General features: G+C 45.4%; 9 protein-coding genes and 1 pseudogene. 6 read left to right on the forward strand and 4 right to left on the reverse strand.

Going from position 1 to position 14,278, the window contains the following annotated elements; all coding sequences use genetic code 11:
- The first annotated feature begins 258 nt into the window (after positions 1–258).
- From RID53_RS35165 to RID53_RS35175, 3 genes are all read left to right on the forward strand, one after another.
- Positions 259–1,911, forward strand: a complete 1,653-nt coding sequence (locus RID53_RS35165; RefSeq protein ID WP_446392504.1) for an alpha-amylase family glycosyl hydrolase — start codon at positions 259–261, stop codon at positions 1,909–1,911.
- Positions 1,912–2,383: 472 nt separating this feature from the next.
- The gene (locus tag RID53_RS35170) at positions 2,384–2,761 is read left to right on the forward strand and encodes a DUF1823 family protein (protein ID WP_446392505.1); all 378 of its coding nucleotides are present in this window, start codon (positions 2,384–2,386) and stop codon (positions 2,759–2,761) included.
- Between the two features lie 74 nt (positions 2,762–2,835).
- Positions 2,836–4,416, forward strand: a complete 1,581-nt coding sequence (locus tag RID53_RS35175) for a cation:proton antiporter (RefSeq protein WP_446392539.1) — start codon at positions 2,836–2,838, stop codon at positions 4,414–4,416.
- A gap of 153 nt (positions 4,417–4,569) precedes the next feature.
- Here the strand turns inward: RID53_RS35175 and RID53_RS35180 are convergent.
- Positions 4,570–4,740: pseudogene (locus RID53_RS35180) on the reverse strand (Uma2 family endonuclease); the annotation flags it as partial.
- Positions 4,741–4,825: 85 nt separating this feature from the next.
- Positions 4,826–5,554, reverse strand: coding sequence for a potassium channel family protein (locus RID53_RS35185; RefSeq protein ID WP_446392506.1), 729 nt, complete (start codon positions 5,552–5,554; stop codon positions 4,826–4,828).
- A gap of 306 nt (positions 5,555–5,860) precedes the next feature.
- Between RID53_RS35185 and glgA the strand changes: the two genes are divergently transcribed.
- Positions 5,861–7,336, forward strand: a complete 1,476-nt coding sequence (gene glgA, locus RID53_RS35190) for a glycogen synthase GlgA (RefSeq protein WP_446392507.1) — start codon at positions 5,861–5,863, stop codon at positions 7,334–7,336.
- A gap of 576 nt (positions 7,337–7,912) precedes the next feature.
- Positions 7,913–8,203, forward strand: coding sequence for a hypothetical protein (locus tag RID53_RS35195; protein ID WP_446392508.1), 291 nt, complete (start codon positions 7,913–7,915; stop codon positions 8,201–8,203).
- A gap of 63 nt (positions 8,204–8,266) precedes the next feature.
- On the opposite strand, the gene RID53_RS35200 is transcribed toward RID53_RS35195, so the two are convergent.
- Positions 8,267–9,982: a ShlB/FhaC/HecB family hemolysin secretion/activation protein gene (locus RID53_RS35200; RefSeq protein WP_446392509.1), complete on the reverse strand. Its 1,716-nt coding sequence runs from the start codon at positions 9,980–9,982 to the stop codon at positions 8,267–8,269.
- A 404-nt stretch (positions 9,983–10,386) separates the two neighbouring features.
- Between RID53_RS35200 and RID53_RS35205 the strand changes: the two genes are divergently transcribed.
- Complete coding sequence (locus tag RID53_RS35205) at positions 10,387–12,981, forward strand: CHAT domain-containing protein (RefSeq protein WP_446392510.1); 2,595 nt, start codon at positions 10,387–10,389, stop codon at positions 12,979–12,981.
- Positions 12,982–13,287: 306 nt separating this feature from the next.
- Here the strand turns inward: RID53_RS35205 and RID53_RS35210 are convergent, their stop codons facing one another.
- Positions 13,288–14,148, reverse strand: coding sequence for a DUF928 domain-containing protein (locus tag RID53_RS35210; protein ID WP_446392511.1), 861 nt, complete (start codon positions 14,146–14,148; stop codon positions 13,288–13,290).
- Positions 14,149–14,278: the final 130 nt, after the last annotated feature.

Here is a 14,278-nt window from a genome sequence, read left to right on the forward strand (position 1 = left end):
AGACTTGGGAAAAATATATCCTCCAGTCGGGTGTATCGAGTTGGGGAACTCCTAGTGAAAGAGGACAATCCTCACGTCCACGACAAGAGGAGCAAATTGCCAACCCATCAACGTTAAATTGAAGACGAGAAGAGGCAATAACAATGACCGAGGCATTGCAATATCTATCTTCCGCTAGATAGCTATCTCTGGAAAATACCGCTTATGATAAGCATCATGTTTAAACAATCCTTATTTTACCCTAAGGGGATCAAATAAATGACTGCTGCCATTGAATTTGCTTTATTTGCTCCTTACAACGAAGGAGCCTCATTGGTTAGCTGTTTCTCCAATTGGGAAGAAATTCCCATGCAGAAAGATAAGCAGGGGTATTTTCGCACGTCCGTTGAACTTGAAGATGGTATTTATAAATACAAATTCCGGGTTAAATCAAAATCTTGGTTTTTTGAAGCTGATCAATGGGTAGAGGTCAATGATCCCTACGCTACCGATATTGAAGATCCGACTCAAAACTGCGTCGTGCGGCTCAAAGATGGACAACGCATCGTTGATAATTACGTTTGGATGCATGATAATAAACCCCTACCTCCTGACCATGAATTAGTCATCTATGAAATGCATGTCGGTGACTTTTCCGGTGGCGAAGATGATCCTTATCCACGGGGGAATTACCAGCATGTTATTGAAAAGTTAGATTATCTGGTGGAATTGGGAATTAACGCCATTGAGTTAATGCCTATCAAAGAATATCCCGGTGACTACAGTTGGGGGTACAATCCTCGCTACTTCTTTGCTACTGAGTCCAGCTATGGTTCGACAGATGAATTGAAACATCTGATCGATGAGTGTCATGGCAAAGGAATTCGGGTAATCATGGACGGGATTTACAACCACTCAGAAGCGGAAAGCCCCCTCACCCAAATTGACCATGATTACTGGTATCATAACTCTCCCCGTGACCCAGATAATAACTGGGGACCCGAATTCAACTACGAACATTATGACGAAAAGCTAGAGACTTACCCAGCGCGGAAGTTTATCGGTGATGTGGTTCGTTTCTGGATCACTGAATATCATATTGATGGCATTCGCTACGACGCTGCGCGACAAATGGCTAGCTACGATTTTATGCATTGGATTGTCCAAGAGACTAAAAAAACGGCAGAGGCAAAGCCATTTTACAACGTGGCTGAATACATCCCCGAAAATCCTAGCATCACCAATTTTGATGGACCGATGGATGGTTGCTGGCATGATAGCTTTTACCACACCGTTAAACCTCACATCTGTGGTGACAGGTTTGAGTTAGAATCCCTTAAGGATGTAATTGATTGTAAGCGTCAAGGCTACCTGGGAGCGACTAATGTTGTAAATTACCTAAGTAACCACGATCACGAACGCCTGATGGTTGAGTTAGCCAATCGGGAAATCTTTGATGAAGAAGCTTTCAAACGGCTCAAGTTAGGGGCAGTTTTGTTAATGACAGCAGTCGGTATTCCCTTACTCTGGATGGGTGAAGAGTTCGGGGAATATCAGCCGAAATCCATTGAATCCAGAAAGATTAATTGGCAACTACTGAGTAATGATTATAATCGCGGGTTGTGCGACTACTATAAAGGGTTAATCGGACTGCGAAAAAACAATCAGGCTCTCTATACAGAGAACATTAATTTCTTCTTTGAAGATGCAGACACCAAAGTTATGGCGTATGTGCGCTGGAATGGTGAAGGCTCTCGTGTTGCTGTCGTTGCCAATTTTTCTGATAATTTCCTCACTGGATATACTCTTTCCAACTTTCCGGAGAATGGAATTTGGCACGAATGGACAGGTAACTATGAGGTGGAAGCCAGCAACAACACTTTAACCCTTGACCTTGGCGGATACGAAGCCAAAGTGTTTGTCTGGCAGTAAGCCATCCAATCCGCGATCGCATCTTTGTAGGGTGGGCATTGCCCACCCTATTTTTATGAATAACATTGAAATTTTTGTCAACATTATGCCTAAACCACAGGTTGACATAATTTCACAATATTACTTATATGATTATACATCAATGTGAGTGCATCTTTTGTACTCTACCTTATTGGTTAAATAGGTATCAGGTACGCACAAGTCCTGTTAGCCAAACCTTCTGCTTAGGATTAACTCACCACCAGACGTACCCGGTTATTTCTCTACACTCAACACTATCCGACTCCAGAAGAACAGGTTTTGAGGTAACATTATCATCAATGGCTAGCGCCAAATAGCCGCTCAAAACCATGCCCGAAAAGCGAAGGGTCAAGTCGGAGCGGGTTTAGTCGCATCTGGGTTAGCCAAGAAAGGATAGTCGTCAAACCCGCCCCTACACATTCAAAACCCAAAACTCAAAACTGTTAAACTGATGCCTCAAATTCCTCCACTCAATACCGAAACCCTTTGGCAAATCTTGAACGAAGAACTGGATGATGATACCGTCAATCAGCTTGTCTGGCATTATTTGGGGTATCGCTATGACCCAGAAACAAGCCAATGGGATTGTACCAACGTACCTCCAGAATGGTACGAAAACTATCCAGAACCCCCCAACTTTATCGAGAGTCGTCCCGCCACCACTAAACTCACTCGTTCAATTCCCAAGGAAAATAAACAGTTATTAAAAGAAGAGTTAGGATTTAAAGGCTATAAAATTGGCGAATTTGGTCGGAGACAGACTCGTCGAGCTACGATGGCGAATTGGTTGTTAAGTTATATGAAAGATACGGGATTGAGCCAAGAGTGAATTCATTGATCACGAATAGCATCACCAGCTTAACACTCACAAACCCTGGGCAATGGTTTAGCGATCGCCTCTTCCTGGCGGTTCCCGTCAGCGAGAGTAATGGGAATGTGGCGGAAGTCGTCAGTTTCCTGATTATTCTGTTACTCGTCGCTACAGGTGTGGCGTTGATTTCGCGACGATTCCGTATCCCGTATATTACGGGGTTAGTGTTAGCCGGATTAGCGATTACGGAACTCTTACCCAGTCGCATCGGGTTAGATTCGGCGCTGATTTTTAATCTCTTTTTACCGATTCTATTATTTGAAGCGGCAATTAATACTGATATTTCCCGCCTCCGCAGCACGATTAAACCGATTGCTTTACTTGCAGGACCCGGTGTATTGATCTGTTCGGGAATTACTTCAGTTTTATTGAAACTCGAATTAGGTCTTGATTGGATACCCGCTGCGATGGTGGGTGTGATTTTATCCATTACCGATACCGCTTTAGTCATTGCTGTCTTTAAAGAAGTTTCGGTTCCTCACCGACTGGTGACTCTGGTTGAGGGAGAAAGCCTCCTCAACGATGATGTCGCCTTGGTCTTATTTAGCCTAATTTTGACGATGCATGAAACGGGAGCCTTATCCGCGCTGGATGTGATTCAAGAATTTTTATTCGTGTTAATTGGCGGGGCTTTAGTCGGCGCGGCGTTGGGATATCTGAGTATTGGCTTATTGAGCCAAACGCAAGATCCCTTGGGCGGACTTTTGCTCACCGTTGCTCTCGCCTTAGGTGCATTTCAAGCGGGAGAATTATTACACGTATCCGGTGTTGTTGCTGTAGTCATCGCTGGACTCATTGTCGGTAATTTTGAACATTCACAAGTAACATCAGCATCGAATCAAGTTACGTTATTTAGCTTCTGGGAATATGCGGGGTTTGGCGTGAATACGTTTATTTTCTTGCTGATTGGCTTAGAGATAAATATTATTACCATTTGGCAGACTTTACCCGCTATACTTTTAGCCTTTATTGCCTATCAAGGGGGGCGTCTTCTCACCGTTTATCCGTTGTTAGCATTCGTCCGTTTTTTTGACAAACCAATTCCGATGCGTTGGCGACATATCCTATTAGCTGGTAATATTAAAGGTTCCCTCTCCACCGCCTTAGCCTTGAGTCTACCTGCTGATTTACCCGGACGAGAGACGCTGCTGGCGATCGTTTTGGGAATTGTTTTGGTTTCTTTGGTGGGACAGGGGTTAAGTTTACCATGGGTGGTACGGCATTTAAAGTTATCCTATCGGTCAGAATCCTATCAACAAATTGAGGAATTGCAAGCTCAATTGATGACAGCTAAAGCGGCACAAGATGAATTAGCGAGTCTCCTGAAAACTGGAGTATTACCGAAATCAATTTACGAAGAAATGCGAGCCTCCTATCAACTGCGAGTCGCCACCGCTGATAGAACCTTGCGAGAAATCTATAACCAACGTTCAGAAAATTCACCCGAAAATCGCAGCGATCGCACGAAACTAGAAGCCATTCGTCGGCAATTACTTTTAGCAGAAAAAGGGGCATTAACAGATGCCCTGCGTAAGCGGATTCTGTCTGAAGTCGTGGTACAAAAGCGGATTAAACAAATTGATGAGCTGTTGTTAAAATTAGAAGATGATTAGTGCAGCACGGAACTGTAGGGGCGGGTTTAGAGACCAACGTAATGCATCTAACGAATAACTGTACAACAAAACCCGCCCTTATCCTGGTTAATAATTGCCTCTCGCTGATTTAATGACCTGCGTTCAATAGGGTTTCAGCAGTAAGATTCAGTTCAGGAGAGGAACAAACTGCAAGAGTAAAAAAGTCGCGATCGCAACGTTTTCTCCTGATTCTGGTGGCACTTCGATCAGCTTTCCGTTATACAATTCGTAGAGCTTGTCTGTCCCGTCATCATAAGACAGATAGTCATTAAAGCTGGAAAATCTTAGCTGAGCTTGAATCATTTGTCATTTGTCATTTGTCATTTGTCATTTGTCATTCGTCATTTGTAAATTCTCTCCCCCATCTCCCCCATCTCCCCCATCTTCCTCATCTCCCTTCCCTGTTCCCTGTTCCCTCAATCGATGAAAGTGGTGCAAGTTTAGAACCAACCCCTAAAAAATCGATGACTTGGTGTAACAATTCCGCTTTTGTCACCACGAGTATCGTTGATCCGGGTTCAAGTACCGTATTGTCATTGGGAATCACTAAATCTGCATGAGGATGGGATTGATAACCAATAATTAAAGACCCCTCTGGAAACCGAGAATCCTGAATCACTTGAGCCACAGTACGCCCTGCAACATCCGATTCCCCCGGTACTCCCAGTTTAAACACTTCTACTTGACCCTGTTCATAGTGCATAATCGATTCCACTTCCGGATATTCGATCGCATTGACCATGCGATTGACGGCTAAGTCAACTGTGCTAATGATATGATGAGCGCCCGCAATCCGTAGAGGCTCCTTAAAATCCCGTTGGCGGATGCGACTAACAATATGGGGAACACCAAAATGTTTAGCCAAAGTAACCATTGCCAGATTTAACGCATCATCTCGCAGCACCGCCGCCATCGCATCGGCTTTGCGAATCCCGGCTTCGAGTAACACTTGGGTGGTGACAGCACTCCCTTCAAATGCCATCACCCCCACTTGTTCGCGAGCATACCGACAAGCCGCAGGGTCTGCATCAATAATCGCGATCGTATGTCCTAATTCCACTAACTGCTGGGCTAAACTCAATCCCACTAATCCCGCGCCGCCGATTAATACGTACATGATTCGTTTAGCTCGCTCCTAGACTTTATGTCACGTAGGGTGCGTTAGCGAAAGCGTAACGCACCGTTATTGATTGGTGCGTTACGGCGCAAAAGGTTAAAAAGCCCCACTATATGTCAAGCCAGCGCCTAACGCACCCTACGGGATATCCATTTCCCATGGTGTCTCAGTCGAATCAACCACAAACGCCCCTGTTCCTAGACGTAGCAGGCTACGTCTATACATCCTTAGCGGATGACAGAGGCTGACGAAAAATGGTACAACATCTTAGTTTACATAAACGGGATGATTAAGTGAGGAAGCGGAATGTACATTATCCAGGTTGCCTCTGAATGCGCCCCTGTGATCAAAGCCGGCGGCTTAGGGGATGTGGTATATGGTCTGAGTCGGGAATTAGAGATTCAGGGGCATTGCATTGAGCTAATTCTGCCCAAATACGACAACATGCGCTATGACCACATCTGGGGACTCCATGATGCCTATATTAATCTATGGGTACCCTGGTACGGTGCAGCGATTCACTGTTCTGTCTATTGTGGTTGGGTTCATGGACGAGTCTGTTTCTTTATCGAACCTCATTCCCAGGATAATTTCTTCAATCGTGGCTGCTACTACGGTTGTGATGACGATAACATGCGGTTTGCTTTCTTTTGTAAAGCCACTTTAGAGTTTCTGCTTCAGAGTAATAAGCGTCCTGATGTGATCCACTGTCACGATTGGCAGACGGGTTTACTCCCAGTCATGCTGTTTGAGATCTATAAATATCATGGCATGGCAAATCAACGGATATGCTACACCATTCATAACTTTAAACACCAAGGAATGGGGGGAAGTGAAATCCTGTGGGCAACCGGGTTGAATCGAGAAGGCTATTATTTTCAGGATGATCGCCTGAAAGATAATTTTAATCCCTTTGCCTTAAACTTTATGAAAGGCGGTATTGTTTACGCCAATGCGATAACGACAGTTTCTCCCCATCATGCCTGGGAAGCTCGGTTCACGCCCATCGGATGTGGGTTAGGTCATACATTACATTTACATCAGGATAAGTTTACCGGAATTCTCAACGGCATTAATGATGATTTTTGGAATCCGGAACAAGACCGCTATATTCCCTATCACTACGCCCCGGATAGTTTTGAAGACAAAGCGAAAAATAAAAAAGCGTTGCGGGAACGGCTGTTAATTCAAGATGCTAATAAACCAATTGTGGCGTTTATTGGTCGTTTAGATGATCAAAAAGGTGTTCATCTTGTCCATCATGCTATCTATTACTCTCTGCACAAGGGCGCTCAATTCGTTTTGTTAGGGTCAGCAACAGCGGCGGCAATTAATTCCTGGTTCTGGCACGAAAAATACTACTTAAATGATAACCCTGATGTCCATTTGGAACTGGGCTTTAATGAGGAATTATCTCATTTGATTTATGCTGGAGCCGATTTTATGCTAGTTCCGAGTAATTACGAACCCTGCGGATTGACTCAGATCATTGGCTTAAAGTACGGAACCGTGCCAATTGTGCGGAGTGTAGGGGGACTGGTCAATACCGTGTTTGACCGCGATCACGACTTGACTCATCCCATGGACAAACGCAATGGATATGTATTCAGTCACACCGATTACTATGCGTTAGAATCCGCGATGGATCGGGCGTTGGGATTGTGGTATGACTATCCAGAAGAGTTCCGTAAACTGGCGATTCAAGGTATGGCGTATGATTACTCGTGGAGTGCTTCGGCATCTAAGTATGTGAAAATCTATGACATGATCCGACATCAATAGGGGTTGCTGAATCAGTGGTGAGGTGAGGGAGATAGCGGAATATATTGTTTATTTGGAGGGGATTTCAGCCTACATTCGGCAAATATTTAAACAGGATTGAACAAACACAAGCCGACGATGCTGTAGGGGCGACCCGCCTGCCTCAATGAACGCTACCCATCCACTCAATTGTATCGGGTCGCCCTTTACTCAAACTGATTGAATTGTTAAAATACGCCAAGGGTATCGTGATATTGATGTTAACTAAAACCCCTCACCTCCAGCCCCTCTCCCACTCTGGGGAGAGGGGAGCAAGAGGGATGTAAAATGGAAGTGGCTTAGAGACATATCATAATGTATTGAACAGTAATATAGCAATCCTATTTGAGTCGTGTCCAAAAATCACATCCAATAGTCCAAGTCAATCCATAAAGACCAATCCAGAAGTTGCTGTATCGTCTCTGGCTTCTTGCTAACTGTGATAGAATTTGGGTAGCATTATTGATTGAGCGGTTGACTGGAATAAACATAGACCGCTCTTTTTTACCACAAAACAAACCCATTTCTTGTTAATTTTTGGAAAAAGTCAAAAAATTATTGTCTATTGCTTTTACTCTGAGCGATACATTCTTTCTTACTGAAGTTCCCCCAGCCGAAGAGCAAACCAAGAGCGATCGCGCTCTCAATAATACCATTGCCTTAGCTGGGATTGTGCTGGGGATTAGCGGCTTAACCGCTACCGCAATTTCCGTACAACAACCCCAGCCGAAATCCTACACCGATGTTTCGTTTTTATCCTCACCCATTTTTATCTGGAGTCTCGGTTTAAGCTTTCCGTTTATCATCTTCCTCTTCTATCGCTTCATCGCTGATCTGTGGCGACGTTAATCAATCCGGAATCAGGAGTCATGGTGATTTTACCGGATATTATATTCCACTGTTATCGATCGCCTAAAAAGGCTGAAAAAGAATAGAAAAGGTAATTCCATTATCTTGTAGAGAACCGCCTTCATCTTCAACGCTATTGAGGGGAATTCCCCAATACAGTTGTGCTGACCACGACGGATCACGTTGCCACAACAGTCCTAACCCAAGACTGGCTAAGGTGTTAGGATTAGTCACCTCATCCTCGTGGTTCCAAACCGTGCCAATATCGAAAAACGGAGCAATTTGCACAGTTCCAATGCCCTCAGGTTGGCTGATAATCGGGAAACGAACTTCCACAGAACCAATAATTCCATTGTCAGCCACGCGCTGATTTTGGCGATACCCTCGCACGGTATCAATTCCACCAATACTGAACTGTTCTAGCGGTAAGAGCGAATCATTCGACAGTTGCGCTCCCGCACGAGCAATAATGATACTATCAGCCCCTAAAGCCTGCACCCACTGAAACTGTCCCACCCAACTCATAAACCGCCCATCAGTACCCGTATCATTGATGGTGGCGTCAAACGCATCCAAGCCAAAACTAAACTGCGATCGCGCGGCTAAGACGCGATCAGTGGAACGGTTAAGCCAGTCTTGACTAAACCGCACCACAGTGACTTTCGATTCCCCGTCTTCGGGTCCCAGGGAAAAGGAAAACGGGATATCATCCAGGACAAAGGTTTGGCTTTGACGCAAATCCAGGGACAAGGATAAGGCAAAGTCACTCGTCGGCGTATGGACAATTGGTTGGCGAAATCCCACAGACAAGGTTTCTGAGTTAGAGTTAATATCTAAGACTGAAAACGGATCTTCAACAATATCACTATCGCTACGGTTATAGCTGAGACTTAACGTACCATCCCTGGGATTGAGAGGGATTTCATAGCTCAGACTATACTGATCCACCCCTTCGGTTATGCCATAATCGGCACTGATGCGATCGCCTAATCCCAATAGATTCCGATTCTCTATTCTCACTGTTCCCCCCAAGGAACCGACACTGGGAGAGTCTCGATTCTCTATAGTCACAGAACTCATCCAAGGTTTTGCCTCTTCTATCTCTAGGGTTAACACACTGGTTCCAGCCATGGTTCCTGCTGATAACTCGGCTTGAATTTGATCGAGTACCGGATCAAGTTGCAGCAGTTGCAGCGCTTCCTCTAAGCGACGAATATTCACCGGGGTTTGCGTCGCCAACTGAATCCGCGATCGCACGTAATCATCCCGCAAACGCTCTAATCCTTGAATATCAATGCGTTCAAGGCTCCCTTCAACCACCTGAATGCTCACCACACCATCGGTAATATCCTGAGACGGGAGAAATGCACCGGAAGTGGTGTAGCCATTGTCTGTATATAACTCGGTAATCGCCGTGCGAATCGCTAAGAGTTCTTCAAACGAAGCATTTTGACCAATAAAGGGTGCAACAGCATCTTGCAATTGTTCTGAGGAAAAAACCGTACTCCCTAATACCTCAACTCGTTCAACCGTGACATTAACCTCCACATCGGGTGATGGCGTCAGAAAGGGTTCTGGGGTGGGTGTGAGGGGGGGAAGTGATGGAGGCATCTCTGGGGGCGTCGTCGGCAAAGAAGGCAGATTGGGACGAGTGGGTTCCAGGATACCCGGTGGAATCTCTGGAGTCGTTTGGCTCATCGATGGCAAGTCTTGAGCTAAGGCGATACCACTCCAGCTCAAGTACACCAGATTTAAAGCCCAAAGAAACCGTTTAAACATAAACCAGTAGCGCAAAGGTCATCAGTTGACAAGGATGCAGAGAAACCCCGGACTGTTGATCGCAAAAGGGAGAGGGTAAGCAGCAGAGAATAAACGGTTGATTCGAGTATCGGGTTGTCAGAGCCGTTAATCCTGTCCTAATTATTCTGACGATCGCTATCAAGCATTTAGTGAGCCAAAACCTCAATTGATCCCCCATAGCATTCATACTCGGTAATATTCTTTTATTTCTTGTTCTACTTTCAGCATCAGTGACCGGAAGAAATACAATATAGTAGCAGCTTAGGAGACGCTTTGTCCCCTGTTTTTATCCGTTGAGAAACCCAAAAACCCTCAAATTCAGACTCCCCAGTTCAGATCAAAATTTTATAAAATAGAGTTAATTGTTATCATTGTTCCGAAAAATGTCCCACGGTTGGCAGTTTTGGCGTCGATTTATTGGATTATCTTTAGCCAGCCTTGTCTTTTGTATCAGCTTTCATCCCTGGTCCACTGGGCAAGCCGAACCCGCCACAGAAATTCAACAACAGCAATTGCTCACACCGACTTCTGAAAAACAGCTTGTGTCCAAGGGAATTGCATCCTATCAAATCGGAGAATTTTCCCAAGCCATTAACTTATGGGAACAAGCCTTACCTCAAATTACCGACGAAAATGATCGAGCAATTGTTCACAATAACCTGGCTTTAGCCTATCGGCAAACGGGGGAACTGGCTCAGGCGATCGCGCACTGGGAAAAGGCGATCCAAATTTACCAGGCTTCACCGGATGCCGAAAACCAGAAACGCATCGCTGGGCTATTAACCGAACAAGCCCAAGCTTACAATGATTTGGGACAACATCCGCGAGCGATTACTCTCTTAGAGTCAGCCATTGAACTCGCCACTAAATACCCAGATTCCTTAGCAGAAGCTGCCGCTCAAGGCGCTTTAGGCAATGCCCACTGGAGTTTAGGCAACTATGATCAGGCGATTTCCGCCCACAAACAGAGCCTCAAAATTGCCCGCGCATTGAATAATAACAGTTTTATCGCCACGGCTTTAAATAACGTGGGGAATGTTTATGTCAGCAGAGCCAGCCGATCCAGTTATCAGGCGCAGGTGGCTGAGTTAGAAGGAGATGTGCAAGAGGCGACGCGCTTAACCCAGGAGGCGCTTCAGGATTGGACACAAGCCAGACTATTCTTCGAGCAAAGTCTAGAAACGGCGCAAGCCTTAGGAAGTTTGACCGAAATTAAAGCCTTAATGAATTTAAATCGCTGGGTGATTAGTCGTCATTCAGCCAATGTTGCTGACAATTCAGCCGAACCCTTGAGTGAGGGTGATCAGGCGTTTCTCCAAAGCAATTGGCAACGAGTCAGAGAACTCCTCCCTGGAATACCTGATTCCCGACAGAAAGCCTATACCCTGATTCACCTAGCCGAGAGTTTTCAACAGATCGAGTCAGAGGCTTCAACTCAGGAGTCGATCCAGCTTTTAACCCAAGCTTTAACAGTAGCCCAAAAAATAGGCGATGCCAAAGCCCAATCCTTTGCCCTAGGGAGCTTAGGACAATTGTATGAATCAGCCGGAGACTACAGCACGGCGATGAATTTAACCCGCCAAGCTGAATTTAGCGCCCAGCAAATTCAATCCTCTGATAGTTTATATCGCTGGCAATGGCAAGCGGGGCGGATGCTGAAAGCTAGAGGTAACATCGCCTCAGCCATTTCTGCTTATGAAGGGGCGATCGCGACGTTGCAAAATATTCGCGGCGATTTAGTCACCAATAAAGAGCTACAACTGGATTTCCGGGAACAGGTTGAACCCATTTATCGAGAATTAATTGATTTGCTCCTCAATGCTTCCAGTAGCGATTTGAGCGAAGTCAACTCCCAAGAAACGGTTTCACCCCTCAAAGAGGTAATTGATATCGTCGAACTGCTCAAACTGGCAGAGTTGGAAAACTTTTTCGGCGATGAATGTGTGCAAGTCGCCAAAGATAAAGCTCAAAATGAGCAGGGGTTAGCCGATGCCAATGCTGCTGTTATCTATTCAATCATTTTGAATGATCGCACCGAAATGATCCTGCGATCGCCTGATGGTTCCCTAAAAAACTATCCTATCCCTATCAGCAAGGAAGATATGGAAGTCGAGATCGAACAGCTACGCTACTTTCTGGAACTACGCACCACAGAACAGTATATTCCTCAAGCAAAAGAAATTTATAATCGGCTGATTCGTCCCATGGAAGCTGATCTAGCCGTCATGCAACCCAAGACATTAGTCTTCATCAACGATGGCGTCTTGCGTCAGATCCCCATGAGTGCGCTGCACGATGGTCAAAACTTTTTGATTGAGAAGTATCCCATTGCGATTACTCCCAGTCTGTCATTAACCACCAGCCAACCGTTAGATCACAATCAGTTAAGAGCGCTGAGTCTGGGTTTAACTATTGCCAAACCTCCCTTTGCCCCCCTGACGAATGTAGAAGCTGAGTTAAATGTGGTTGAAGAAATCTTAGGCGGGACAGAGTTAATTAATCAGGAATTTACATTCTCAAACTTACAAGACAAACTACGACGCAAAAATTTTCCCGTGGTTCACATGGCAACCCATGGCAAATTTGGTGTTGATTCCCAGAGTACCTTTATCCTCGGTTATGATCAACAAATTAGTATTGAAGAACTCGACAATCTATTGCGGTCTCGCGGTCGTCGAGAAGCGGTGAAACTGCTCACCTTGAGTGCTTGCCAAACCGCAACGGGAAATAATCGTTCCGCATTAGGAATTGCGGGTGTCGCTGTTCGAGCAGGTGTAGAGAGTGCAGTAGCGACATTATGGTATATCAATGATGAAGCAACTGTACCGCTGATTGCCGAATTTTATAGCCAACTGCGCCAACCGGATATCACCCGGGCAGAAGCGTTAAGACAGGCGCAGCTAAAGATGATTTCTAATGTCAATTATAATCATCCAGCCGTTTGGTCGCCGTTTATTCTAATTGGCAATTGGAGTTAGTGTCATTGGTCATTGGTCATTGGTCATTTGTCATTCGTCATTCGTAAGGGAACAGGGAACAGGGAACAGTAAGCATTTTGAGTTAACTTCCCTATCTCCCTCATCTCCCTCATCTCCCTCATCTCCCTCATCTCCCTCATCTCCCTCATCTCCCCCAGCTCCCCCAGCTCCCCCAGCTCCCCCAGCTCCCTACCCACCACAAGACTTATTCAGCAGCCCCTAAAATAGGGAGCAGGGTTACATGATGTATCCCTACTCCCGGTATTGCACTAATGTTCACGCTTTACACCGCTTTCTCTTCGACAGTCACGGTCTTTTAGCAATGTTAAGCCGTTCTTGCTGCGTCACTTGAGTCAAGCCAACTTGCTCCAGCAGAGCCAGGAAATCATCGTTGGTAACTAGCTCATTAGAATTCGCGGTTTCAACTTTGGACATTGCAGCTAAGGCATCGTACCAAAGCCCAGCTTCAGCATAACTCCAAGCGCGATCGCGCCACACCTGTGTTGGCACATTGTTCTTAGTCGGAGGAGTTGATAGCCGTTGTGGTTCTAAAGCGGCTGGTGTGGATACCCGCTCAATCCAGCTAATGAATACGGGATTAGCCGATGGATGCTTGGTATTACAAACCAGAGTGACTGACCATTTGTAGGTTCGTCCAGTTTGCAATTCTGGTCGGTCTTTGGGAAGTTGCAACTGGATCATCCCGGCTTGGGGAGAGTCGATTTGTTTCTCAAAGAGCGGTTCCGGAACTCCGGGTTCCACGAGAGCAAACCGCATCGGTACACCTTCAGGTACAGGCTGTGATAAGTACCAGAAAAAGGTAGGATGACCGGATTTGGTTTGTCCAGCATACTCCTCGGATGGGATCAACAATGTGACTAAATCATTGGTTAACGATTGGCGACAGCCGCGTGAACCTGAGCCTATTGTCCGCCGTGGATTAGTTGCCACGGGTGGTATATATTGTTTAGACGAACGATGGGTTGACGTTTTGTTTAACTCTGCGTTGGCAGGTAGATCGTTCCAAATCGAGGTCAGAATTTCTAAATTCTTCGATGACGAAAAAATCCGGGGTGCAGGTAGGTCTAAAAAGCCGAACATTTGCAGGGAAACAATTGAAGCTGTCCCGGCAATGATGGTTACTAATTTTTGCCGAGTGGTGTTCATGAGATTAAGTCCTTCGTTTCATAAGGGTCTTTTTACAAAGGGTTGGGATGTGATGCACCTACTCCAGCTATGGAAAAATTTTGCCTGAAGACTTTTGGACTCAATAGCGCTCTTGGCTGACAAAATCTAA

The organism is Coleofasciculus sp. B1-GNL1-01, from assembly GCF_040220235.1.
GTDB lineage: Bacteria > Cyanobacteriota > Cyanobacteriia > Cyanobacteriales > Coleofasciculaceae > Coleofasciculus.